At 62.9% G+C, this 22640-nt stretch carries 17 protein-coding genes; 6 read left to right on the plus strand and 11 right to left on the minus strand.

Features of this window, described 5'->3' with window-relative positions:
- Window positions 1-11 precede the first annotated feature (11 nt).
- The 7 genes from ACREE8_RS11725 to ACREE8_RS11755 all read right to left on the minus strand — a co-directional run bounded on the left by ACREE8_RS11725 (window position 12) and on the right by ACREE8_RS11755 (window position 8916).
- The gene (locus tag ACREE8_RS11725; protein ID WP_431573180.1) at window positions 12-1514 is read right to left on the minus strand and encodes a sugar ABC transporter ATP-binding protein; all 1503 of its coding nucleotides are present in this window, start codon (window positions 1512-1514) and stop codon (window positions 12-14) included.
- Window positions 1511-2650: a hypothetical protein gene (locus ACREE8_RS11730; RefSeq protein ID WP_431573181.1), complete on the minus strand. Its 1140-nt coding sequence runs from the start codon at window positions 2648-2650 to the stop codon at window positions 1511-1513. Before ACREE8_RS11730 ends, ACREE8_RS11725 begins: the two co-directional genes overlap by 4 nt.
- A complete protein-coding gene (locus ACREE8_RS11735) occupies window positions 2647-4761 on the minus strand; it encodes an ABC transporter permease (protein ID WP_431573182.1) in 2115 nt (704 codons plus the stop codon). Before ACREE8_RS11735 ends, ACREE8_RS11730 begins: the two co-directional genes overlap by 4 nt.
- Before the next feature lie 75 nt (window positions 4762-4836).
- Complete coding sequence (locus ACREE8_RS11740; RefSeq protein WP_431573183.1) at window positions 4837-5841, minus strand: sugar ABC transporter substrate-binding protein; 1005 nt, start codon at window positions 5839-5841, stop codon at window positions 4837-4839.
- Between the two features lie 36 nt (window positions 5842-5877).
- Window positions 5878-6903 carry an ABC transporter permease gene (locus tag ACREE8_RS11745; protein ID WP_431573184.1) on the minus strand — a complete coding sequence of 342 codons (1026 nt, stop codon included), beginning with the start codon at window positions 6901-6903 and terminating at the stop codon, window positions 5878-5880.
- Window positions 6900-7673 (minus strand): enoyl-CoA hydratase/isomerase family protein, encoded by a 774-nt coding sequence (locus tag ACREE8_RS11750; RefSeq protein ID WP_431573185.1) that lies wholly within the window; start codon window positions 7671-7673, stop codon window positions 6900-6902. Before ACREE8_RS11750 ends, ACREE8_RS11745 begins: the two co-directional genes overlap by 4 nt.
- A 1-nt stretch (window position 7674) precedes the next feature.
- Window positions 7675-8916 carry a CaiB/BaiF CoA transferase family protein gene (locus ACREE8_RS11755; protein ID WP_431573186.1) on the minus strand — a complete coding sequence of 414 codons (1242 nt, stop codon included), beginning with the start codon at window positions 8914-8916 and terminating at the stop codon, window positions 7675-7677.
- Between the two features lie 706 nt (window positions 8917-9622).
- Here ACREE8_RS11755 and ACREE8_RS11760 point away from each other — a divergent pair.
- Together ACREE8_RS11760 and ACREE8_RS11765 are read left to right on the plus strand one after the other, a co-directional pair.
- Window positions 9623-11575: a helix-turn-helix domain-containing protein gene (locus ACREE8_RS11760; RefSeq protein ID WP_431573187.1), complete on the plus strand. Its 1953-nt coding sequence runs from the start codon at window positions 9623-9625 to the stop codon at window positions 11573-11575.
- A 132-nt stretch (window positions 11576-11707) separates the two neighbouring features.
- Window positions 11708-12982 (plus strand): hydroxymethylglutaryl-CoA reductase, degradative, encoded by a 1275-nt coding sequence (locus ACREE8_RS11765; RefSeq protein WP_431573188.1) that lies wholly within the window; start codon window positions 11708-11710, stop codon window positions 12980-12982.
- 148 nt (window positions 12983-13130) lie between these two features.
- On the opposite strand, the gene ACREE8_RS11770 is transcribed toward ACREE8_RS11765, so the two are convergent.
- Together ACREE8_RS11770 and ACREE8_RS11775 are read right to left on the minus strand one after the other, a co-directional pair.
- Window positions 13131-13559 carry a response regulator gene (locus tag ACREE8_RS11770; protein WP_431573189.1) on the minus strand — a complete coding sequence of 143 codons (429 nt, stop codon included), beginning with the start codon at window positions 13557-13559 and terminating at the stop codon, window positions 13131-13133.
- A gap of 245 nt (window positions 13560-13804) precedes the next feature.
- Window positions 13805-14458 (minus strand): response regulator, encoded by a 654-nt coding sequence (locus ACREE8_RS11775; RefSeq protein ID WP_431573190.1) that lies wholly within the window; start codon window positions 14456-14458, stop codon window positions 13805-13807.
- A gap of 126 nt (window positions 14459-14584) precedes the next feature.
- Here ACREE8_RS11775 and ACREE8_RS11780 point away from each other — a divergent pair, with 126 nt between their 5' ends.
- Window positions 14585-17671 (plus strand): PAS domain-containing hybrid sensor histidine kinase/response regulator, encoded by a 3087-nt coding sequence (locus tag ACREE8_RS11780; protein ID WP_431573191.1) that lies wholly within the window; start codon window positions 14585-14587, stop codon window positions 17669-17671.
- Window positions 17672-17675: 4 nt separating this feature from the next.
- Here ACREE8_RS11780 and ACREE8_RS11785 read toward each other — a convergent pair whose 3' ends face one another.
- Window positions 17676-18845 (minus strand): aminotransferase class V-fold PLP-dependent enzyme, encoded by a 1170-nt coding sequence (locus ACREE8_RS11785; RefSeq protein WP_431573192.1) that lies wholly within the window; start codon window positions 18843-18845, stop codon window positions 17676-17678.
- A gap of 221 nt (window positions 18846-19066) precedes the next feature.
- On the opposite strand from ACREE8_RS11785, the gene ACREE8_RS11790 reads away from it, so the two are divergent.
- Together ACREE8_RS11790 and ACREE8_RS11795 are read left to right on the plus strand one after the other, a co-directional pair.
- Entirely contained in the window at window positions 19067-20056 is a 990-nt protein-coding gene (locus ACREE8_RS11790) for a dihydrodipicolinate synthase family protein (protein ID WP_431573193.1), read from the plus strand.
- A complete protein-coding gene (locus ACREE8_RS11795) occupies window positions 20053-20448 on the plus strand; it encodes a RidA family protein (protein WP_431573194.1) in 396 nt (131 codons plus the stop codon). The genes ACREE8_RS11790 and ACREE8_RS11795 overlap by 4 nt, the downstream gene beginning before the upstream one ends.
- A 3-nt stretch (window positions 20449-20451) precedes the next feature.
- On the opposite strand, the gene ACREE8_RS11800 is transcribed toward ACREE8_RS11795, so the two are convergent.
- A complete protein-coding gene (locus ACREE8_RS11800) occupies window positions 20452-21381 on the minus strand; it encodes a LysR family transcriptional regulator (RefSeq protein WP_431573195.1) in 930 nt (309 codons plus the stop codon).
- 137 nt (window positions 21382-21518) lie between these two features.
- Here ACREE8_RS11800 and ACREE8_RS11805 point away from each other — a divergent pair, with 137 nt between their 5' ends.
- Complete coding sequence (locus tag ACREE8_RS11805) at window positions 21519-22553, plus strand: hypothetical protein (RefSeq protein WP_431573196.1); 1035 nt, start codon at window positions 21519-21521, stop codon at window positions 22551-22553.
- Window positions 22554-22640: the final 87 nt, after the last annotated feature.

The raw sequence follows: 22640 nt of genomic DNA on the forward strand, positions 1-22640 counted from the left end.
CTGAACCTGGCCTAATGTACGGCCGCATACATGATCGTCTCCTCGCTCGCGGTGCGTCGATCCATTTCCTCGACGATCTTCCCCTGACGCGAGACCAGAATCCGGTCCGACAAGGTCAGAATCTCCGGCAGATAGGAGGATATGACCACCACGGCGATGCCTTGGTCGGCCAGCTGATTGACAAAAGCGTGGATCTCCGCGATGGCGCCGACATCGACGCCGCGGGTGGGTTCATCGAAGATCGCCAGCTTGGGCCTCTGGACGAGAGCCTTGGCGATCACGACCTTTTGCTGGTTTCCACCGGAAAGCTCGACCACCTTGGCGTTTGGATTGATCGCGCGGATGTTGAGACGTCTGCGCCAATCCTCCGCCACGCTCCGTGCTGCGGTCATCGACATGAATTGGAAGCCGCCATAGGGCTCTCCAGACACCTTTCCCATATAGATGTTTTCGGCGATGCTCATGGTCTCAAAGAAACCCTCGGCCTTTCGATCTTCCGTGACGTAGACGATGCCGTCTCGGACGCCGGGCGCCGGCACTCGATAACGTATCGGCTTGCCGTCCAGCTTGATCTCGCCGCCGTGGAAGAAATCCCGCTTCAGAACGCCGGCCACGACTTTCATCGTTTCCGTCCTTCCGGAGCCGACGAGGCCGAAAATGCCCGTAATCTGGCCACGGTAGATCGAGAACGATGTGTTGCGTACCATGCTTCCCATGGAGAGATTCTCGACCGAGAGCAGCTTCTGGCCGCGAGCGCGGGTCGGTCGGGATCGCGCCGCTTGGCCATAGATCTCGTCGGTGAGGTTGCGGCCCACCATTGCCTGCACGATCTTCTGGCGATCAAATGCGGAGGCCTTGTCCGAGACGATGAGCTTTCCGTCTCGAAGCACCGTGATGCGATCCGCGATCTGAAGCGCTTCTTCCAGAGCGTGGGAAATGAAGATGATCGATACGCCTTCCACCTTCAGCTTCTTGATCAGCTTGAAGAAATAGCTCTTTTCCTCCGGTGTCAGCGTTGCGGTCGGTTCGTCGAAGATGATGACACGCGCCTTGTGATGCACGGCGCGTGCGATCTCTACCATCTGCTTCTGCGCCGCGCCGAGCGAGCCCACGACAGCGGATGGATCGACATGGAAGTTGAGCGATTGCAGAAACTGCTGCGCCGCGATGTAGATTCCACGCAGCCGGTTCAACGGCTTCTCGTTTCCCAGATAGATGTTCTGGGCGACCGTCATGGATGGCACCAGGCTGTTTTCCTGGTAGACCATGGCAATGCCCTTCTCCAATCCCTCTGCCGGCGTCTGCAGGACCTCCTCCTTGCCGTTGACCAGGAGGGTGCCGGAACTCAAGGGATAGACGCCGGCTATGATCTTGGTGAGTGTGGATTTTCCGGCGCCGTTTTCGCCAAGCAGGGCATGGATTTCCCCGGCATTCAGGGTGAAGTCGACGTCCGAGATGGCTGGAATGCCCCTGAAATCCTTCGTGGCGTTCTTCAACTCGATGATGGGCGTCATGCGGCATGTTCCGTGGAGGTGGCAAGATCCGCTGGCTCCGGAAGAGCCGTGTGGCCAATGGCGATCACCTCACCTTTGCCCTTGGATGTCGCGATCAGCATCCCGCGATGTTCGACGAGGGATGTAATGCCGTGGCGTTTCCCGTCGGCGCGGCTATGGGCGCTCCAAACGGGTTGAAAACCTTCATCGAGACGGAAGATGAGCCCTTGAGAGCGGGTCGGTGCCCAAGGCTTGTGGATACCGAGACGGATGACGCCGCCGGCCTGCAACGGTTCCTTGAAGCTCCGGCCGCTCGACAAGGCGGGCGCGATCCAGAACTCTGGATCGATTTCGGCGATCATCTGTCTCCGGTAGCGATCTTCCCGCAACACAAACTCTTGCAGTTGCGACCGCGCGGCAACACAGGAGAGCCAGTATCCGCCCAATTTGGCGGCGCAGATCCGGCCGGGATAGGCCGGTAGGTCGGAGAGCAGCGTACGCGGACAGGAAGGCCCATCGTTCGCAAGGGCGATCAAGCGGTGGCGCCACGCCTCGGAGGCCAGGATCTCACCGGCCTCGATACAGAGGCCTGCTGGGAACCGCAGCCTGGTCGCAAGATCGGTCGCTTTCCCGTCCCCCAGGTCGATGCGCGTTATCGTGCCCGACTGTCCACGATGAAGAAGGTCGTGGGCCCATTTCGCGGCTGGATATTCGGCGGACCCGTTGGCAACGACCAGCGTATCCTCATCGAGGAAGGCGGCTGCGGTCGGGCATTTCAGTGCCCCGCTGCCAAGACGGTCGAAACGCTTCCCGTCATGCCGGCCGCCGACGATCTTCACGCCCTGTCCGTCGAGCCCGATCGCCATCGAGCGATCCTTGGAGACCGCAAGGCAGCTTACCGGCGCTTCGTGCTCGGAGTGCAGACGTTGGCCGCCCTTGGCGTTCACCTCCAAGAGCCGATGTCCCGACGAGACCAGCAGCACGTCGCCCAAGGCCGCGGCGTTATCCGCGGCCATAACCATGGCAATGCTTTCCGCTCTCTCGAGATAGTCGTTCGGCTTCAACGGCCCATCCATCACCGGAACGGTGATCGAGAATTCACCCCGCCCGCCCATGAACCGGTCAATGGCTCTCCTGATGACGTCCGAAAGACTCATTGCTCTCGTCCCCAGTAGGACTCCTGCGAGGTCCAGCCGGTGTCGGCATTGTCGAGCTTCAACTTGCCGATCCGGTCGTTGTAGAGGCCCCCTAGATAGAGATGGCCCTTATGTTCGCGCATCGAGGTCACCATCGGGTGGTTCTCGCCGCCCAGATCCCACAGCGATTCCAATACTTCGCCGGTTATCGAGAATTTCAGCACGCAGCCCGTATTGATGTTGGGGAAGAGCCATTCGTCCTTCGCGACGCGCTTCGCCATCCGCTTGCGCAGGCCGGGCATGCGCAGCGCGAGATCCAGCGCCGGTGAACGCATGCCGACAAGCGCCACCCAGAAATTGCCGTCCGATGCACGATTGATATTGTCCGGGTAGCCGGGCAGGTCGGCGATCACGATGTCCCAGGTGCCCTTCTTGGAGCCATCGAACCAGTATCTCTTGATGCGGCAACCCCAGGTCTCGGCGAATACGAAGGATTGCCCGTCACCGGCCATGCAGATGCCGTTCGGAAACTGCAGATTGCGAAGCACGGTCCTCGTCGACCGGTCGCGCGGGTCGTAGCAGATAAGGCGGCCGTTCCCGCGACTTTCCAGCGCGTCGTTTGGCCAGTCGTGCATGTCATAGCGGATTGTCGCCTCGGAGAAGAAGATCCTGCCGTCCGGTGCAATGTCGAGGTCATCGGCGAGCTTCAGGCGGGAGTCGTCGATGACCGAAAAGAGCGTGCGGTTGGTTTCATCCGTCAGCTTGCGAACCTTCCGGTCCGGCGAGATCTGATAAAGCCCCATGCCGCCGACGCAGACGTTCAGATTACCTGCAGCGTCGAACGCCATGCCCAGAGGATGTCCCCCGATATGGGAGAAAATCTCCCATTCCGCATGGTCCGGCGCCAGGAAGCGGACGATGTCCCCGTGCCGGTTCGGACAATAGAGATTGTCGCCGCGGTCGAAGATGACGTCCTCGGGACCCTCGATCTCGCCCTTGCCGATCAGCGAAACGCCCTTGAGTCGATTGTTGATGGCATAGGGGCTGCCGCTATCAGAATCCGTGTCTGGTGCGGGCGGAAGGCGGAAGTATGCCGGGGACACATAGACCTTGTTGAGGATCTTGTGCCGATTCTTCAGCCAGCGAACGTCGATTGCAACGACGAGAAGCAGCACGCCCCCCAGGATCGTGGAGCTGATACCGCCGTTGATGCCGATCCGGACCATGCTGTCTGTCAGAATCAGTACCACGACCGCGCCGAGGACCGATTTCGCGACGGAGCCTCTGCCCCCGCCCAGGCTGTTGCCGCCGAGTACAGCCGCGGTAAGAGCCGCGATCTCCAGTCCGACGCCGGTATCCGAGCCCGCACTGCCGAGGCGTGCGGCGAAGAAGACGCCGGCGACGGCCGCCAGGGTGCTCGACCAGACATAAGTCATGAACACCGTCCGCTTCACCTTGAGGCCGGCGTTGAACGCCGAACGCCGGCTCCCTCCCACGGCGGTGATGTGCCATCCGGCTCGGGCACGCGTCAGGATCACATGCCAGGCCACGATGATGACGACAGCCACGACGAAGGAGAACGGCACGCCGAGCACGGTGCCCTCGCCAATGAAGTACCAGAGATCGGAATCAGGGAAACCAGCCGAGATCGGGACGGCATAGCGCAGAAGGATTATGTCCACGATCGAGCGGATAATGATCAGCGTGACAAGCGTCGTCAGGAAAGCCCGGATTCTGAGATAACCGATGAGGAAGCCGTTGACGGCCCCGCACAAGGCGCCGACCGCAAGCGTGGCCGCGACGCTCGCCCAGACCGGCCACCCGAGAAGGTTCATGCAGATCAGTGCGGTGATGTTGGCGAGCGCGAACACACTGCCGATAGAAAGATCCAGACCGCCCGCGAGCAGCACGATGCCCATCGCAACGACGATGATGGCGAACTCGGAAAGTTGGCGTGAGGTCTCCGTCAGGCTGGCGAGCGTGAAAAACCCGGGATCACGCAGGAGAAAGCATCCGATCACGAGCAGCGTCGCGAAGACCGGAACCATATTGTCGCTCCAGCGCTTCGTGAGCACCTCTCCCAGGAGCTTCTCCGGAAAGTAACGGAAATAGAGACGCTCGATCGCTTCCACTACCTGTACCGCCTGTCAAATCTGTCGCGTTCGGCCACCGCCCATAGCGGCGGTGGCCGCGTCTATCCGGACGGCCTACTTCTTCAGCACGTCAAGATCCCAGCAACTGTCTGTCACCATGGTTTCCTTGGTGATGATCTTGTTCGGTGTGTAAAGGGCAAATTTGAGCTGGCCGGCCGGCGCCGGCGACTGGAGCAGGATCTTGATCGTGTCGTTGAGGTCCCGCCCCTGACCGGGCACGTCGTAGGAGATGACCTCGTCGAATGTGCCGTTCTCGATGCCCTGGCAGGCGGTCTTGTTGCCTCCCCCCGAAGTGATCAAGTAGATGTCTTTTCCGGATTCGGCGATGGCCGCCCCGGTACCCGCATCCATCACATCCCAGAAGCCGATGATTCCGCACAGATCGGGATTCTGCTGGATCACCGTCTGGGCAATGCCGCGCGCCTTCGACTGATCCCAGTCGCCCGTCTGACTGGAAACAATATCGATGTCCTTGTTGCCCTTGAGCACGGTAGAGATCGCATTCAGCTGATAAACGCTCGCAGCCGCCGTTGCTGGACCTTGAATGATCGCGATCTTGCCGCTCTTGCCGGCAGACCTGCCGCATTTCTCGATCATGCGATTTGCGGCATACAGTCCGATGCCATACCAATCCGCGCCGACGAAGGCGTCGGTCTGGTAACTGGATTTCATGTTGACCTGGATGACCTTGATGCCCGCTTCCTCGGCGCGTTTCAGCGTGCGCGCATAGGATGCGACGTCGAAATTCTGGACGATGATGATGTCCGGCTTCTCGGTGATCGCCTGGGTGATGGCGCGTGTGCCGGTGTCCGTACTCCAGTTCGCATCGCGGATGTCGAGCTTGTAGCCGAGCCGGTCCGCTTCCTTCTTCATGACCGCCGCCCAGCCTTCCGGCAGGTCGAAGCTCATCGACATCGGCACGAACACGACGGTCTTTCCCGTCAAGGCATTGAGCGTCGGTTGACGGATCTCGTCCACCAGCCCTTCCTGGGCACTGGCAGCCGAAACTGTCAGCAGACCGGCAACGGCGGCCGCCATCGCATATTTCAGGATCGTCATTCTAGGGTCCCTTCCATGGTTGACGTTTGGATATGGTCAGATGTCACCCTGTTGCGATGTCTGTTCGTCGCGAGGGTTTAGGAGAGCGTCGACGATCAGGGCACCCAGCAGGACGGTGCTCTTGACCAGGTTCTGGACCGTGTAGGAGATGTCCATGATGGTCATGCCGTTGAGCAGAAGACCGATCAGGATCGTGCCCACAAGCACGTTTCGGACGCTGCCCCGGCCGCCGGAGAGGCCAACACCGCCAAGTATCACCACCAGGAGCACGTCATAGATCATCGTCGAATTGACGATGCGCATGTTCATGCTTGCAATCGAAGCGGCCGTCACGGTGCCGGCCAGGAAGGCCATCAGCCCGGAGAGAATGTATTGAAGCACGATCATCGGGCGAACCGGGATGCCGGCAATACGCGCGGTCGAGATGTTGTCCCCGATGGCGTAGATAAAGCGGCCAAGACCCGTGAGTCGCAGGAAAAGATAAATGAGGACCGAGGACATGGCGAAGAGCCAGATCGGCAGCGGTATTTTCAGGAAGCTCCCCCGGCCGAGAAAGACAAACCAATCGAGGCCATCGGGAAGGTTGTTGACGTCAAGGTCGGCAATCACGCCGCGACCCAGGCCGTAGACGATTGCCGACATGGCCAGCGTGGCGAAGATCGCCGGAATTTCGACATAGGCGATGAGGAAGCCCATGGCCACCGCCACGGCAATCACCAGCATCAGCCCGCAGAGAAGCGCCGTGACGAACGGATAGCCTTTGTTTGCCAGGACGACCGAGAGCGTGAGGGATACGGCCATGACCGCCACGAGGGACAGATCCACGCCACGGCCAATTACGACAATCGCCATGCCCAGGCTGAGCATACCGAGGACGGCCACATTGCGAACGAGTGTTACGATATTGCCGGGTGAAAGGAAGTTATCGAGTACAAGCGAGAAGAAGACGAACAAGAGGATCGCCGCCAACGCGACAATCATCTCCTGGGTGAGCCGCCGGTTACGCAGGCGCGTGATCAACGACTGTGGCGCCGCACGCATAGCTGCCTGAGGCTCGCTCATTTGGGCTTTTCTCCCCGGCGCGAGCCTCGGTTTGCGAAATCCGCAATGCTGCGCTTCGCGTCTTCGCTCGTGAAGGTCCGTTGACCGAGCTGGGCCTCGCGCGCAAAGGCCTCTTCCAGCGGCAAGTCCTGAAGCGTCAGAACGGCTTCCTTAATCGTCTGAATGGCTGTCGGGCTGAGTTCCGCGATCTGGGAAGCCGTCTTCTGGGCCAGTGCCTCCACCTCGTTCGATTCGACAACTTGATTGACGACTCCCTTCGCAACCATCTCGTCAGCCGAGAACCGCCGCGCGGAAAGGAGTATCTCCATCGCGTGTGCGTAACCGATCTGACGCACGAGCCGCACCAGCGTGCCTCCTGCCGGCACGAAGCCGTGTGTGGGCTCGGGAAGCTGGAAAACCGCATCGGTCGACGCGATGCGAATATCGGTCGCCAACATGATCTCGAATCCGCCCCCGATGCACATGCCGCGGATCGCGCACACGATCGGCTTGTAGAATGCGACACCCTTGAGATGAGCCGGATCCCAGGCGCTTATGTCGAACCGGTCATTGGCCAGCGCTGGAATGGATTCCGTCAGATCGGCACCGACGCAGAAGGCCCGGTCGCCGGCACCGGTGAGAACCACCGTCCGGATTTCGTCGTCATCCCGGACTTCCGCAAAGGCCCGCCCGAGATCGTCATACATCTCGAGCGACAGGGCGTTGAGCTTCTCGGGTCTCGAGAGCCGGATCGTTGCAACATGACCCGTGCGCTGCAGTTCGATCGCCACGTCAGATCGTTCCTTCTTGGGAGAGCTTTGCGAGTTCCTCCGAAGTCAGCCCAACCAAACGCGAATAGACCAAGGCGTTGTGTTCGCCTGGATTGGGCGCTTTCCTGCAGACGCTTCCGGGCGCCCCAGAGAGCTTGATCGGTAGGCCGAACATGCGGACAAGCTTGCCGGCGACCGGCACGTTGACGATCATTTCGCGCGCTGCGATATGAGGGTCCTCTACCACTTCCGCTATGGTCTTGATGGCGCTCAAGGGGATCCGATCACCGGCCATCTCCTCGAGCTCGGCCTTGGTATACTTGCTGAACCAGCGTTCCAGAATGGGCTTGACCTTCGTCTCGGCAATCGTCGGCGCGAAGCGCTTCTCCATGGTATCGATTTCGGGGTCGCTCGCTATCTCAGGCTCGCCGAAAATGTCGCAGGTGATCTTCCAGAACTTGTCCGTGTAGCCTCCGAAGAAGACGTGCCCGTCCTTGCAAGGGAACTGCCCATAGGGACGGACAAACGGATGATCGTTGCCGAGCGGCGATGCGATCTCGCCTTTCGTCGTGTATCTGACCACCGCGTTCTCAGTCAGGCTGAGCACGGAGTCCTGCTGTGATATGTCGACGACCTGCCCCTCGCCGGTTCGCTCGGCCTTGCGGAGCGCGGCCAGCGTTCCGATCGCCGCGTAAAGTGAAGCCGACAGGTCGCCGATGATCGTGCCAACCCGTACCGGCGGGCGATCGGGATAGCCGTTCATGGACCACAGCCCGCCCGCCGCCTGGCCGGTGTTGTCGAATGCGGGCCGCGAAGAGTTGGGTCCGGTACGGCCGAACCCGCTGATGGCCGTGTAGATGAGGCGAGGGTTCTCTTTCTTGAGGACTTCGTAGCCGAGCCCGAGCTTCTCCATCGTTCCGGGTCGGAAATTCTCGACCAGCACATCGGCTCGTCGCACGAGCTTCTTGAGAAGCGCCTTTCCATCCGGCGTCTTCATGTTGAGCGTGATGCCCAGCTTGTTGCGATTGAACTGGGCGAAGAACGCGCTGCATTCTTCGTCTTCGCCGGAAACGAAGGGGGGAAAGGTTCGCGCATAGTCGGGATCGTCGGGATGCTCAACCTTGATCACGGTGGCACCCAGGTCGGCCAGGAGCATCGAGCAGAACGGACCTGCGACGACGCGCGTAACATCGAGGACGGTGACGCCCTTGAGTGGCGACGACCCGACTGCGCTCGTTACGTCGATAGCGGACTCTTCCGACATCAACTCCTCCATGGGCGAATTGTTTTCGATCACGGTCCAGCCAACAATGTCGCATCTCCACATTGGCGAACTCTATTAGCGTGGATTCGTCACATGACGGGCTATGCCTCACCCGCTGCGAGCGCGGCCCCGTAGTGGCTTCAACCCTGCTGTTCAACGGAAATGAAAGGGTTGAAGAGGGCTGCCGCGACAGCGGGATTCTGGTTCACGCTCCCGTCATTCCCGTTCCTGTCGCCGAACGAGATCTGGCAACGGCAGCGGGCGTGCCTGTTTCCTGGAAACGGAAACGACCTTCGCAGATGCAGCATTGGCTCCGTCGAGCGGCGCAAGCGCGACGCGGGACCCAAGAACTCGAACGACTTGTGACCCCGAAAATTCGGCGACCAAAGGGAATCGCATGATGGCGTCTTCGAACGGGCAGTTAATGCTGCAGTGCAAAAGATTTCGGGGACTGGAGCAGATCGTGCGATCTCGCCGGGCCCCCGAGCGCCCCGATGCATGCAAGAGCTGCAGCGACCCTGTCCGAGCACCGCTCCAACCTACCGCGTAGTGAGGCAGAAGCTTGAGTACAATATCCACGTTCCACATGGATTGACTTGCGCTATGTGGTTTCCCCATATTTCCCGCGTGATCGAGGCTATCGACACTGTGTCAACTGTCCGCGACCGCGGTCGAAGAAGACAGACAATCCGAGTGGAGGATCTCCGTGCCTGATCGCGTTGTCGCGATGCCCATCGGCATTTCCGCGAAGAACCGGCCTGAACTTGCGTCGCCTTACAGGCGCTTGCTGCAGCTTCTTGATGACAATGCTCCCGTATCGAGTTTCGAGCGGCTGGCGCATGAAGCAAGGGAAACTGCGGGCAGCAGCGATCTTGCAGAGGCGATGATCGCCGACATCGCCACGGCAGTGCGGCTACGGGAAAATTTCGAGCATAAGCGTAAGCGCGAGGTGGAGCTCTCCGCCCTCTACGAAACCGCCCGCGATCTGTCGGCGTTGCGGGATACGGATCGAGTCCTGCAGGCCATAATCCAGCGCGCGAAGCAGCTGGTCGGTAGCGATATTGCCTACCTTTCGGCGGCAGATGAGGAGCGCGGCGACTTCTATGTGCGGGCGACCGAGGGCGTGGTTTCACAGGATTTCGCCAGAATCCGCGTGCCGAGAAATATCGGGGTGTGTGGAAGCGCCGCCAGGACGAGACACCCGTTCTATTCGAGCAACTATTCCACCGACAAGAATTTCGATCACGACAGCGACATCGATCGGGCGATCAGCAGCGAGGGGATCGTCTCCATATTAGGCATACCCCTGGAGCGCGAAGCTCAGGTCATCGGCGTGCTCTTCGTCGGCGATCGTTATGTGCGTTCCTATACGTTCCAGGAAATGGCGGTTCTGTCCTCGCTCGCGACGTTTGCCGCCTTGGCGATCGAGAACGCGCGCTTGCTGGAGGAAGCGCGGCGCGCCTTGCGAATGGCCAAGGAAGCCAACGCCGCTCTCAAGGCGAAGGCCGACGACATCGAGGAAGCGGCGATTGCGCACGAGCAACTGACCGAATTGATCGCACGGGGCGGCTCGCTCGAGGATCTGACAAAGCGGGTGTCAAATCTGTTGCGGGGGCAGGCTTGCGTGATAGACGAGCGCAGGAAGGTCATTTGCGGGAGTCTCCCCGATCGGGTCACCGACGAGGCTCTCGCCAAGGCGGTGCGTGAGAGCGACCGCCTTGGCCGGTCGGTGCAACTTACCAGCATCGATGACCCCGTAACCGTGATAGCGGCGGTGATGGGCGGGTCCGCGCGCCTTGGAGCCCTTCTGTTCACCCGAAGCAGGGATCTTTCGGCCTCCGAGACACGGACCCTCGAGCGAAGCGCGATCGTCACCGGTATCGTTCTGTTGTCGCTCGAGCGGGTCGCCCAGACGGCTTACCGAAATGTCACCGACATCGTCTCGGCGCTGCTGCGGGGGACAGCGGACCCATTTTCGATCGAAAGCTCGCGGCAACTGCCTCTCGGCGTCTCCCTGTCCTGGCCCATCACGATAATGCTGGTCGAATTGAACGACCTGTCGGCCAGTCAGGCTTCTTCGGCCGTACGTCCGGTTCTGGCCGGCCGCGACACGATTTTCGCGGAGTTCAATGGCGATCTGGTCGTTGTCACAAACGCGTCGAACCCCGATAGGCTCGCCAACAGAATCTCGGAAGCACTCAGCGAGGCGTTCCGTAAGCAGTTCAGCATCGTGATATCGAGTCCGATAGCCTCTCTCGGTCGCGTTCCGTTCGAGTATCAATCGTTGTGCCGATGCTTGGGCTTCCTGCACAACCTCAAGCAGAAAGGACGGGTCGTCTTCGAGAAGACCTTGTCGATCTATGCCCTCCTGTTCAACAAGAAGGACGATGATGCCGTCGATCTGTTCGTGACGTCGTCGATTGGTGCGATCATCGATCACGACGCCCGGCGTAAGAGCCAGCTGGCCTCAACGTTGCTTGCCTATCTCGATTGCGGGAGAAGCATGCAGAAGGCCGCGGATGGGCTTGGGATCCATGTCAACACGATGCGGCAGCGTCTGGAAACGATCGGCCAGATCATTCCGGACTGGTCCGATTCGTCGCGCGCATTGGACGTTCACATTGCGTTGCGGATGCATGCGCTTGTAAATGCATCTTGAGCCTCCGTGCCTGGTCGTTCCTGTGAAGATTCCACCTATAGCGCTTGATGGAGTGTGACCCGGCTACATTGTTCGGGCGATCATCGGTCAACTAGACTTCCCGGGAAAAATACAGATCGGGAGGCCGCCTTCATGTCCATCAACAGCCGTCTTCCGGGGTTCTACAAGCTTTCGCCCTCGGAGCGCTTCAGGAAGATTGTGGAAGTTTCCGGCTTGGCCGAAAGCGACTTGGCCAGCATCGTGCCGCTTGACGAGAAGATGCTGTCGATCGCCGATCGCATGATCGAAAATGCGATCGGCACGCTGTCGATTCCCTTCGGCGTGGCGGCAAACTTCACGATCAACGGCCGCGACTATCTGGTCCCGATGGCGACCGAGGAGCCGTCAGTCGTCGCGGCGGCCAGCAACATGGCGTCGGTTGCGCGGATCCACGGTGGATTTCACACGTCGAGCAACCAGCCGATCATGATCTCGCAAGTCCAAGTGGTGGGTGCGAAGGATCCGCAAGGCGCTCGCATGCGGCTTTACGAGCGGCGTCAGGAGCTGCTCGATCTCGCCAATGAGCACGATCCTTTCCTCGTAAAACTGGGCGGCGGCGCGAAGGATATCCAGGTCCGGATCGTCGAGGGCGCGTCGGGTACCTTTGTCGTGCTCCACCTGATCGTCGATGTCAGAGACGCCATGGGAGCCAATGCTGTGAACACGATGGCCGAGGCTCTGGCGCCGCTGGTTTCCGAAATCGCAGCGGGACGCGTCCGCCTTCGTATTCTTTCGAACAAGGCCGATATGAGACTCGCGCGCGTTCGCGCGGTCTATGACCGGGATGCGCTCGGCGGCCCTGACGTCGTCGACGGCATCATCGATGCCTACGCCTTTGCGGCCGCCGACCCGTATCGCGCCGCCACGCATAACAAAGGCATCATGAACGGCATCACCGCGGTCGTGCTGGCCACAGGCAACGATACCCGCGCGGTGGAAGCCGGCGCACATTCTCACGCCGTGGTCGATGGGCGATATACGTCGCTTTCGCATTACGAGAAGGACGGAGACGGCAATCTCGTGGGTACGATGGAACTACCCATGGCTGTTGGCCTGGTCGGCGGGGCGACCAAGACCCACCCGGTGGCACAAGCCGCGGTCAAAATTCTGGGCGTAAAGAGCGCGCAGGAGCTGGCCGAAATCATCGTGGCTGTGGGATTGTCGCAGAATACCGGGGCGCTGCGGGCGCTCGCTGCCGAGGGAATTCAGAAGGGCCACATGTCGCTGCATGCCCGCAACGTTGCAGTCGCGGCTGGCGCCGGTAATGAGGAGATCGAGGAGGTCGTTGCGCGTCTGAAGGATGGCGGTCACGTGCGGCTCGACAAGGCTCAGGACATCCTCGCCGAAATCCGCGCTTCACGCCGATAGCCGGCGCTTCAGGACGCGTCGATTGGCATCGCGGCCTCGGCGCATCTGGCCGCGATCGCCCCCACCTGCAGCTATATCGAGTTCCTGCTGCAGGGTACGGCCAAGCCCGGCCTCGGCATCACCGTCAGTGACGAGGCGCTGAAGGCCTTTACGGTCGCCTGAAGCGGAGAACCGACGCCTCTCCCTGCCGCGACGCCACCGCTTCCGGCTCGCGGCCCGCATGATAGGCCAGGCGCGCCAGGAACTTCTGCGGCTCGATCGGCTTCATCGTCACGAAGGCAGCGCCCATCGCGTCGAACAGGCGCGAGACGAGGTTGTTCATATCCAGGTCGCCGCCGGTGATGCCGATCACGGCGACGTCGAGGCCGCGCTGGCCGATCTCGCGCAGCAGCTCGATCCCGTCCATGTCGGGCATCAGCACGTCGGTGATGACGACGCGGCAGGGATGCGTCGACAGATGTTCGAGCGCCTTCTCTCCCGAATCGACACAAACCACGCGATAGCCGTCACGACGCAACAGTGTCGTGATGTAGTCGGCGAATGACGGATCGTCATCCACCACAAGAATATCCTGCACGGGCTCTTCCCCAGCCTTTGGCAGAAACCTGATCGTCCCCGCGAGCCCATCCGGCCCGAGACGCGTCCCAGTCTCCGCGGCGTTGATACGAAACAAGACGCGAATGGGCGCCGGCCTTGAGGGGCGGCAGCGCCCGGTCTTGCGTTGGGGCGGACCATAGCGGGGATTGCGGCGAAGTCGCGACGCGCGAGGCATATTATGCGTCGGTATGGGGAAGCGCCGGCGACCGAATTGTTTCAGTCGTTTCAGATTGTTGGATCGACCAACCGGTCGCGGACGGCCTTGGCGATGGCGGCCGCGCGGTTGCGCACGCCCAGCTTCTTCACGATGCGCTGGGCATGGAGCTTGATCGTGATCTCGGCCAGCTCGAGCGACCGGGCGATCTCCTTATGCGAGGCGCCGGTCACCATCATGGTCAGGATCTCGCGCTCCCGGTCGGTCAGGGTCGAGGGTTCGGCACCGCCGGCCGCGGAGGGCGAGGATGCCGGCTCGCTGGCCAGCGCCGCCAGCTCGTGAGGCACATAGATGGCGCCGGAAAGAATCAGTCTGATCGCGGCCAGGATGACGGGCGGATCGAACGATTTGGGCAGGAAGCCGACAATTCCGTTCTTGAGGCCGCCCGACACCGCCTCGCTGTCGAGATTGCCGGAGATCAGCGCCAGCTTGGTCTCCGGATGTTTCGTCCGGAGGGTCAAGAGCACGGAGAGGTCGGTCATGCCCGGCATCCGCAGGTCGAGGAGCGCCAGGTCGCAGGGGCGTTCCGCCAGCAACGACAGGGCGGGATCGAGAGCCTCGACCGCCCCCACCAGCTCGAATTCGGGGGTGCGGCGGATCAAATCCGCAAGCGCCGCGCGGAACAGCGGATGGTCGTCGGCAATCAGGACCGTTGCAGCGGACATCGCCAACCCAGGGGCCAACAGGAGCTCGACTATACGAAGGTATAGGGCGCTTGCGAATACCCCATACCTCAGCCCGCCGCGGTCCTTGTCCGGGGGGTGCTAAAAAAGGCCGGGCGAGGAACCCTGATGAATATCTACGAGGCCGGCAGTCTTTTCCTGATCTTGACCAGCCTCATCAGCGGCGCCTTGCTGCTGTTGATGTGGCGCCTCGACCATGCCGAGCCGGCACTGGGCACCTTTGGCCTGCTGCATATGCTGGGGCTGGTCTCCAACGTCCTTGGCGTCCCCTTCTTCAGTTTCGAGGGCGCCCCCTATGTCGTCGACGTTTTCACCGGCCTGACCACGGTCGGTTTCCTGCTGGGTGCACTGCAATATGCGCGCCGGCCGATCCCCTGGCGCCTGCTGGCAGCCTTCGCCACCGTCCTCGTCACCCTGCTGCCAAGCCTCCGCTCGTCCCTGCCGCCGACAGGCGTCCTGACGATGGTCGAGACCCTCCTCATCATCGTCGGGCTGCTCGCCACCACCTGGGCCTTTTCCCAGCGCTGGCGCGAGGCCGGCTACTGGTACTACGGCGCCCTCACCTGGCTCTGCCTGGGCTGGGCCATCTCCTACGGGCTTTTGCCCCTCATCGCCGGCACCGAAACGGGGTTCCTGGCCAGCAGTCTCATTCGCTCGGGCTTCCGCCTGACCTCGTCGATCCTGCTGGCGCTCGCCTCGCAGCGCTACCTCGTGGAGCGGATGCTGGGGCAGGTGGCCAGTCGTCAGCGCGCCGAAGCAACGGCGATCGCGAACCAGCGGCGTTTCGAAGATCTGGTCGATCTGGCGTCGGACTGGGTCTGGGAGATGGATCGGAATCTCCGCTTCACCTTCGTCTCGCCACAGATTTCCGCCAACACCGGGATTCCTGCCGATGACTATCTGGGGAAGACCCTGAGGAATGTGAGACCGGCGCGGCAGATGGACGGCGCCTGGCTCGACGTGCTCGAGCATTTCGAGCGTCACGAGCCGTTTCGCAACAAGGTTCTCCAGGCCCGGCATGACAAGACCGGCCGCATGGTCCACTTCATGGTCAGCGGCAAGCCGGTCCACGACGAATCCGGGCAATTGGTCGGCTTCCGGGGGGCCGGCAAGGATCTGACGAGCCAGGTCGAGACCGGATCGGCCTTGGACGCGATCGTGGGCGGCGTCGCCCATGCCGTCGGCGAGGGTTATTTCCAGGCGCTGGTCCGCCATCTGGTCGAGCGCCTGGAGGCCGATGTCGCCTTCGTGGCCGCTCCCGATCCGACCGGGCAGAACGCCATCTTCCTCGCCTGGCATGACCGGATGAATGTGCAGCCGGCATCTCATTACACGCTGGCCGGCACGCCTTCCGAGCGGGTCATGAAGGAGGGGTTCCTCATCCAGGCCGCCGGCATCACCGATCTCTATCCGGAGGATTCGGTGTTCTCGCAGCATCGCATGGAAGGCTATGCCGGCACGCCCTTGCGCGACAGCGCCGGAACGCCCATCGGCGTCCTCGTGCTCCTGTCGCGCCTGCCCATGACCAATCCGGATCTGGTGCGGGTGGTGTTGAGCGCGCTGGCACCGCGCGCGGCGGCGGAACTGGAACGCCAGCTGGGCGAGCGGCGTTTGCGCGAGCAGGAACAGCGCTTCCGCGCCGTGCTCGACAACATGCCGATCGGCGTGGTGCTCAAATCCGAAGGCCGGCTGCTGGTGGTGAACGAGACGGTGGCGCGCTGGTTCGGCGCGGCGCGGCAGGATCTCGAGGAGCTGCCCGAGGGCATCATGCTGTCGGAAGCCGGCTGGAGCGTGGAGAGCCAGCGCGCGCTGCGGCTGCTGCAGCAGGAGGCCGAGACCAAATCGGCCCTGGTCACGCGCGAGATCAATGCGCCGCTGGCCGACGGCAGGGCCCATGACATCCTGGTCTCGGCCTTCCCGGTGATCGACGGGGCGGGCAAGGCCATCGCCCATGGCATCGCCATGACCGACATCACCGAGCTGCGCCAGGTGCAGGCGCATCTGACCCAGGCGCAGAAGATGGATGCGCTGGGGCGCCTCGCGGGCGGCGTCGCGCATGACTTCAACAATATCGTCGGCGCCATCGCCGGCTTCGCGCGCTTCATCGTCGAAGACACGCCCGACAATTCCGACATCCACCTTTATGGCGAACGCATCCTGACCGCCTCGACGCGCGCCAAGCAGCTGATCCAGCAGATCCTGGCTTTCTCGCGACGCAAGGAGACCCAGGCGCAGCGGATTCCGCTGGCGCCGATCCTCGACGAAACGGTGGCGCTGCTGCGCGCGACCTTGCCCAACACCACGCGCGTCGAATCGCAGACCGCGGCTCCCGATCTCGCGATCGACGGCGACCCGGCGCAGCTGGGCCAGGTGCTGGTCAATGTCTGCGTCAATGCCAGCGACGCGCTGCTGGGCCGCACCGGCTCGGTGGCGATCGAGGCCAGCGGCCAGTCCGGCGCCGAGGTGGCGCTCGAGCTCGGGCAGGCCGGGCCGGTGGCCGAGACGCCGGCGGGTTGTCGACTGGTCGCCGGCACGATCGACCGGACGATCGACTATATCCGCATCGGTGTGCGCGACACCGGCATGGGCATGTCGCGCGCGGTGCTGGAGCGGATCTTCGATCCCTTCTTCACCACCAAGCCCGCGGGCCACGGCACCGGCCTCGGCCTGCCGGTGGTGCAGGGGATCGTCGCCGGGCTGGGGGGCGCCATCGCCGTGACCAGCCGGCCGGGCGAAGGCACCGATTTCCGTATCTGGCTGCCGGAGGCCTCGGCTGGGCGGCCGGCAATGGCGCGCGCGCGGCCCGCGCGCCTCGCGGGCGGGCGCCGGCGCATCCTGGTGGTCGACGATGACGACGATTTCGGCGACATGGTCGCCGCCTCGATGGAGCGGTTGGGCTATGAGGTCGCGGTCGCGACCCGGGCCCAGGACGCGATCGAGGCCTTCGAGGACGATCCTGCTTTGTGGGACCTCGTCATCACCGACCAGAACATGCCGGTCCTGTCGGGCCTCGAGATGATCGCGAAGCTGCGCGGCCGCCGGCCCGACCTCCCCTGCATTCTCTGCACCGGCTACGCCGACAGCACGGTCGAGACCGCGGCTGCGCGCGCCAAGGTCAGCGCCTTCCTGCCGAAGCCGGTCGATCCGGTCGTGCTCGGCCAGACGGTGTCGACGCTGCTGCGCGCGGCCGGCTAGCGGCTCACCCGCGCGCCAAGGCGCGGATCCGGTCGCCGATCAGCCCGACCTCGTCATCTTCGAGCACGTCCATGACGATGGCGAGCTTGTCGCCCTCCAGAACCGTCATGATGCTGGGCGTGCCGTTCTTGAGCGCCTCGGCGGCTTCTGCCGCCGACAGGCCGAAGCCAGCCTTGTCGAAACCCACCAGCAGGCAATTCACCGGCTCCGGAATGAGACGTTCGTCCATGGTGAAGTTCATCGGCGCCAGGGACAGGCTGCGCAGCCCCGTGAGCTTCGCTTTCAGCAGCCCGACCTGTCGGACATAATTCGCGAAGCGCGCCTCATGGTCCATGGCCAGCCATTCCTCCAGCGCCACCGCGACCGCGACCACGATTTGCCGGTCCATCTTCAAGGGGCGGCCATATTTGAGATATTGCCCGGACTCGTAGCGGGTGAAATGCACATTGGCGACGGCCGCCACCAGATCCTTGCGCCCCATGATGAAGCCCCCGGCATTGGGGCCGCCGAAATATTTGGCGCTGATCGCCACCAGATCGGCGCCCTGCCCGAGATAGGCGCCCATGATGTCGGTAGGGTAATTCATGTAAGCGGCATCGACCAGGATTGGGACGCCGTGCCGGCGTGCGATCGCGGCGACCTGCTCCAGGGAAAGCGTCCCGGGCTTCCCATCCAGATGGGCGGGATGGAGGATCATCGCGCTGCGCTCGGTGATCGCCGCTTCGTACTGATCGACCCGCGTGCCGTTGGCGCTGCCGATCTCGATCAGCCGCGCGCCGGTCATGATGGTCTGCCGGTCATATTTGTAGCGATGGCCGGCTTGGATCAGCACCTCCGACTTCATGCCGTGGGTGTCGGGAAGCTGCTGCGACCGGTTGCCGTCGGCGCCGGCCATGCAGGCGGCGGTGCCGAGCATGATGGCGGCGGCGGCCCCCGGCGTGACACGAGCTGCTTCGGCTCCCAGTAAATCGGCGATGCGCTCGCCGGTCCGGTCGAGCAGATCGGTCATCCTCACGAAATGGCGATTGGTCTCCGTCATCGCCGCCCAGACCCGCGGCGACAGTCGCGAGCCGCCGAGATCGGTATAGATGCCGCAGGCATTGATGACGGGGACAACGCCGAAATGGCGGAAGACCGCGCCGGTGCCGGCGGGATCCTGCGGGGTGGGGTTCATGGCAGGCTCTTCTCCAATGATCGAGGGTCGTTGCGGGCGATCATCGCCGCCGGCCACCAGAGAAAAATGGGCATGTCTCGATATGAACTTGGAAAGCGCGCCCGGTAAGCCGCTCGCGCCCGCTCCAATCCCCGAGCCCTGAAGTTCACTTGACGCATCTGCCATGTTCCAGGCGCCGCGCCCCGGTGAAAGTCGCGATCATATTGGACCTGAGGCGGTATTTGCCCTCGGGAGTCGAGGTGATCATGGTGGCGGGTGTGTTCGCGGCGATGCTGACGCCGCAGGAAGCGGAGGGCGCGATCCACCGCCAGGGTTTCGCGCGGCTGGCACATTGGTTGCTCGACCATGGCTGCCATGGCGTGGTGCCGTTCGGGACCACCGGCGAGTTTGCGTCCTTCGCAACCGAGGAACGGATCGCGGCGCTGGACCGGCTGATTGAGGATGGAGTCCCGGCGAACCGGATTCTGGTCGGGACGGGGGCCGCGGCGGTAGCCGACGCCGCCCGCCTGAGCCGCCATGCGACCGAGCGCGGCTGTCTCGGGGTTCTGGTCGTGCCGCCCTTCTATTTCAAGGAGGTTGGCGAGGATGGTCTCTTCGCCGCCTATGCGCGCATTGTCGAGGCCTCAGGCGAGGCCGTCCGACTCTATCTCTATCATTTCCCGGCCATGTCGGCGGTTCCCGTCCGGCCCGGCCTGATCGAGCGGCTTCTCGCCGCTTGGCCGCGCCAGATCGCGGGAATGAAGGACAGCTCGGGCGATTTCGAGAACACCAAAGCGATCGTCGCCCGGTTTCCCCAGCTCTCGGTCTTCACCGGCGACGACGATCTGCTGCTGCCCCTGCTGCGCGCCGGCGGTGCCGGCTCGATCACGGCCGGCGCCAATATCGCGGCGCGGCTGCTGGCCGAAATCCATGAAGGCTGGCAGGAAGGCGGCCCCGCCATCGAGGCGCATCAGCGCGCGCTGCAGGGCCTCTGGTCGGGGTTGCTGTTGAAATATCCGGTTACCGAGGCGCTCAAGGAGATCCTGGCGGCGGAGACCGGCGATGCCGGCTGGTTGCCGATGCGCCCACCCTTGAGCCGGTTGTCGGAAGCGGCCCGGCGCGACCTGCTGCGCGGCTTTCGCGCACTTCCACTCACGCTCGCCCAGTCGCAGCGCTTCATCCTGGGCGAAACCGTCACTGGTTCGCCCAACCCATCGCGAGGATATCCATGAGCCCGGCATCGAAACGCAAGCAGGTCATCGGCGGCGCCAATAGCGAAGGACTGCCGATTTCGCTCGCCGTCAGGTTCGGCGATCTGGTCTTCGTCTCCGGCACGGTCGCCTTCGATGACGAGGATCGCATCGTGTCCGGCGGCATCGCTGCCGAAACCCTCCAGACCTTCCGCAATATCGAGAAGGTCCTGGCGAGCGCGGGCTGCAGCCTGGCCGATATCCTGAAGGTGAACGTCGTCCTGTCCGATTCGGGCGATTTCGATCAGTTCAATGCCGTCTATAAGACGCTGTTCCCCAAGAACCCGCCGGCGCGTGTGACCATGGCGGCGCAGCTCACGATCGATGCCAGGATCGAGGTCGATGTCGTGGCCGGGATCGGTGCTGGCGCCTGACGCTCAGATATCGGCCAGGGCCTGGCGCATCTCGCGGATGAAGGTCGAGACCCTCTGGCTCGCATCGGCATCGCGTCGGGTGATGATGGTGAAGGGGGATCGGAACTCGATCGCATCCGGCTTGATCGGTCGCATGCGGCCCTCGGCGACCCACTCCGCCGCATAATGATCCGGCAGGAAGCCGATGAAGCGGCCGGTCAGGATCAAGAGCGCCGCCGCTTCGATCTGATGCACCACGGCGCGGTGCGTCGGCGTCGAGAAGAACTCCTCGTCGAACCGCTCCAGATAGCCGCGCGAAATACGATTGGCCGCATCGAGCCTGTCTGGACCGATCGCCTCGTCGGTGAGGTCGAAGAAGGGGTGGCCACGCCCGCAATAGAGATAATTATGCTCGATGAACAGAGGCACATATTCGAGGCCGCTGACCCGGCGATGTTCCGGGGCCACAGCCAGATGCAGGGAACCGTTGAGCACGCCATGCTCGAGTTCGCGCGGCGTCAGGATATGGATCTGCAGCGAGATCTCGGGCGCCCTTTCGCAATAACGCTGCAGGCACTCCACCAGACCGGCCTTGGCATTGGTGACGATGGCGTCGGGCAGGCCGAATTTGAGGGTGCCGCCCAGATCGGAGCGCAAGGTGGCGAGGCGGTCGCGAAACCGCGTCGCCCCTTCGAGCAGCTCGGTCGTGGCGCGATAGACCTCTTCGCCATCGTCGGTCAGGCGGAATCCGGCCCGGCCGCGCTCGCAAAGCCGCATGCCCAGCCGCTTCTCCAGGTCCGACATATGTGAGCTGATGGTCGATTCCGAGACATTGAGCCGGGCGGAGGCGAGCGAGAAGCCGCCGGATTCGACGACGGCGACGAAAATCCTGAGCAGCCTCAAATCGATGTCGCTGAGCCGGCCGATCATGTCGCGTCCACGTCCTGTCGCCATTCCGTCAAGCCGGATCGTCGCTTCGTCCGACCCGAAACAAGTTTCGATGAAAGATCATGGGCTGTTCGATCCGGCTATGCAAGAAAGCCCAGGCAGAAGATCGGCGAAGGCCGGTCGATGAAATCGAGGAAGCAGCCATGTCTGATCAGCCATGGTTCGATGCGACGCCGGAGCAGCTGGATTTCGAGAGCGACGGCCTGCGCCGCTACTGGGTCCAGCTCGATTATCGCCAAGGCGATCGACCGCAGCGTATGGTATGGCCGCTGGTGATCTGCCGTCATGGCAGCGGACCGTCGGTCCTCGTCACCGGCGGCACGCATGGCGACGAGTTCGAGGGACAGATCGCCGCCACCGAGCTGATCCATCGGCTGGAACCGACCCGGGTCTCAGGCCTGCTGATGATCGCACCGACGCTCAACCGGCCGGCCTGTCTCGCGGGGATGCGGCGATCGCCGATCGATGACGCCGATCTCAATCGCCGTTTTCCCGGCCTTGCGGGCGAGGGCCCGAGCGCTGCCATCGCGCGCTTCGTGACGGGTGCGCTCATTGCCCGCGCGGAGATCGCCATCGATATCCATTCGGGCGGCGAGGCTATGGAGTTCGTGCTGAGCTCCAACCTCCAGGGTCGTCCCGGCAGCCCGGAACTGAGGGCGGGATTGCCGGCCCTGATGGCGTTCGACGCGCCCTATGCGATCGTCTTCGACGAGGTGAAGGCCGAGGGCGCGATGCCGCATCGCGGGACCCTGGAAGGCGCCGCTCGCGAGCTGGGAAAATTTGCCATCTCCTCCGAGATCGGCGGCGCCGGCCGGGTGACGCCCGCCTCGATGCAGGTGGCGCGCGACGGGTTGCGTAACCTGTTGCACCATTTCGGTGTACTGAAAGACCCGGCGGCGCGGCTCGTGGCCCAGAGCCGTTCCCGGCTGCTGCTGCTGGCCCGCGCGGAACATTATCTGGCGGCCCCGGTGAAAGGGCATTTCTTGCCCCGCTGCTGGCTCGGCGACGAGGTCGAGCGGGGGCAACCGGTTGCCGATCTCTATCAATTGGAGTCCGGCAATCTGGCCCGACAGGAGGTCAAGGCGACGTCATCGGGCATCGTGGTTGCGGCCGCGCGTCGTGGGCCGGTTCTACCGGGCGAGGATCTGCTCTATATCGCGGAACCCTTCTCACCCTGACCGGTTCAGGAAGCCCCGAACTTGCCCATCGGTTTGCGGAACCACGAACTGGATTTAGACACATGGCAATGCAACCGCGCCCGGGAT

The organism is Hypericibacter sp. (genome assembly GCF_050729195.1).
GTDB lineage: Bacteria > Pseudomonadota > Alphaproteobacteria > Dongiales > Dongiaceae > Hypericibacter.